Raw genomic sequence first — 1,667 nt, 5'->3', positions numbered from 1 at the left:
CGGCGCGACCGTCGCGACAGGGCGGATCTACGTGCATGTCGACGGGCACGTGCGCGCACCGGGACTGTATGTGCTGCCGGCGGGCTCGCGCGTGGTCGACGCGATCGCCGCGGCCGGCGGCTTCGCGGACAAAGCCGAGCGGGCGGCGGTGAATCTCGCCCGCGTGGTCGCCGACGGCGAGCAGCTCGTCGTACCGGAGGAGGGCGCGCTTCCGCCGCAGGCGGCGGCGCCCACGCCCGGCGCCGGCGACGGAGCCGCGGGCGCGGCGGGGGGAACGCTCGATCTCAACTCCGCCGACGCCGCGGCGCTGGAGGAGCTGCCTCGCATCGGCCCGGCGATCGCGCAGCGGATCATCGAGTGGCGGGACGCGAACGGACGGTTCACTGCGGTGGAGGACCTGCTGGCGGTTCCGGGCATCGGCGACAAGATGCTCGAAGCTCTGCGGCCGCTCGTGAGGGTCGGATGACGGCCTCGGCGGACACGGAGCCCGCGCTGCGCGCACAGGACCTGCGGCTCGTGCCCGTCGCGGTCGCGGTATGGGGCGCGGCGCTCGCGAGCGTGCTGCTGCCGGCGGCCGCGGTGCCGATCGCCGGCACCGGCTGGGGGCTGGTCGCGCTGGGGCTGCTGGTGTGGCGCCGTCTTCCGGTGCGGCATCGCACGGCGTGCGGGCTGGTCGTGCTGTCATGCGTGGCGGTCGGCGCCGTCGCCGCACACGTCGCCGCCGCGATGCCCGCGCGCAGCGCCGTCGTGGAGTTCGCCGTCGGCGGCGGCCGGTCGATCGAGCTCGAAGTGGTCGCCACGTCGAAGGTCGAGCGTCACGGTGCGGCCCTCTGGTTCGACGCGGAGGCGCACCGTCTCACGCGCGGTGGGCAGCAGCGCAGCGGCGCGCTTCCCGTGACCGTGAGCGTTCCGGCCGATGCGGTCGCGGGTGCGCGGCTGGATCTCGGCGCGACCGTGCGGGTGGCGGGGGCGGCGCAGGCCGGAGAAGCGGGGGACAGGGCGGCGCTCGTCGTCTTCGCGCGCGGGGCGGAGGTGACGGACGGGCCGTGGGGCCCTCTCGACGCTGCTGCGACCCTGCGCGACGGATTCGTGGATCGGGCGAGCGCCCTGCCCGCACCGGGTTCGCTTCTGCTGCCGGGCCTCGCGGTCGGGGACACGCGCGCCGTGACGGACGAGCTCGACGAGCAGATGAAGGCGACGTCGCTCAGCCACCTCACCGCCGTCTCGGGGGCCAACTGCGCGCTCGTGGTGGGCATCGCGTTCGGCGCCGCGGCCCTGTGCGGTGCGCGGCGCGGCGTCCGGATCGGGCTGGCGGCCGCGGCGCTCATCGGCTTCGTGGTGCTCGTGACGCCCGAGCCGAGCGTCGTCAGGGCGGGCACGATGGCGTGCATCGCGCTGTTCGCGCTCGGGCTCGGGAGACTGGGCCCCGGTGTCTCGCTGCTCTCGCTCGCGGCGGTGGGACTGTTGCTGACCGACCCGTGGCTCGCGACAAGCTACGGCTTCGCGCTCTCCGTCGTCGCGACCGGATCCCTGCTGCTGGTCGCGGGGCCGATCGCGCGCGGTCTGTCCCGCTGGCTGCCGCTGCCGCTCGCAGCGGCGTTGAGCGTCCCGTTCGCCGCGCAGCTCGCGTGCGGGCCGGTGCTCGTGCTGCTGGCGCCCGAGGTGCC

The 1,667-nt window shown here is 75.8% G+C and carries 2 protein-coding genes; both read left to right on the top strand.

Annotated elements, in window-relative coordinates:
* A partial coding sequence (locus tag RIF89_RS14790) for a ComEA family DNA-binding protein (RefSeq protein WP_309069831.1) occupies positions 1–466 on the top strand: 466 nt, incomplete at its 5' end.
* Positions 463–1,667, top strand: a 1,205-nt coding sequence (locus RIF89_RS14785; protein WP_309069830.1) for a ComEC/Rec2 family competence protein, incomplete at its 3' end; no start/stop codon positions are given. The genes RIF89_RS14790 and RIF89_RS14785, both read left to right, overlap by 4 nt.

The organism is Microbacterium sp., assembly GCF_031178525.1.
Classification (GTDB): domain Bacteria; phylum Actinomycetota; class Actinomycetes; order Actinomycetales; family Microbacteriaceae; genus Microbacterium.
The sequence above is the reverse complement of the archived record's forward strand: the minus strand, read 5'-3'. Positions and strand labels throughout refer to the sequence as shown.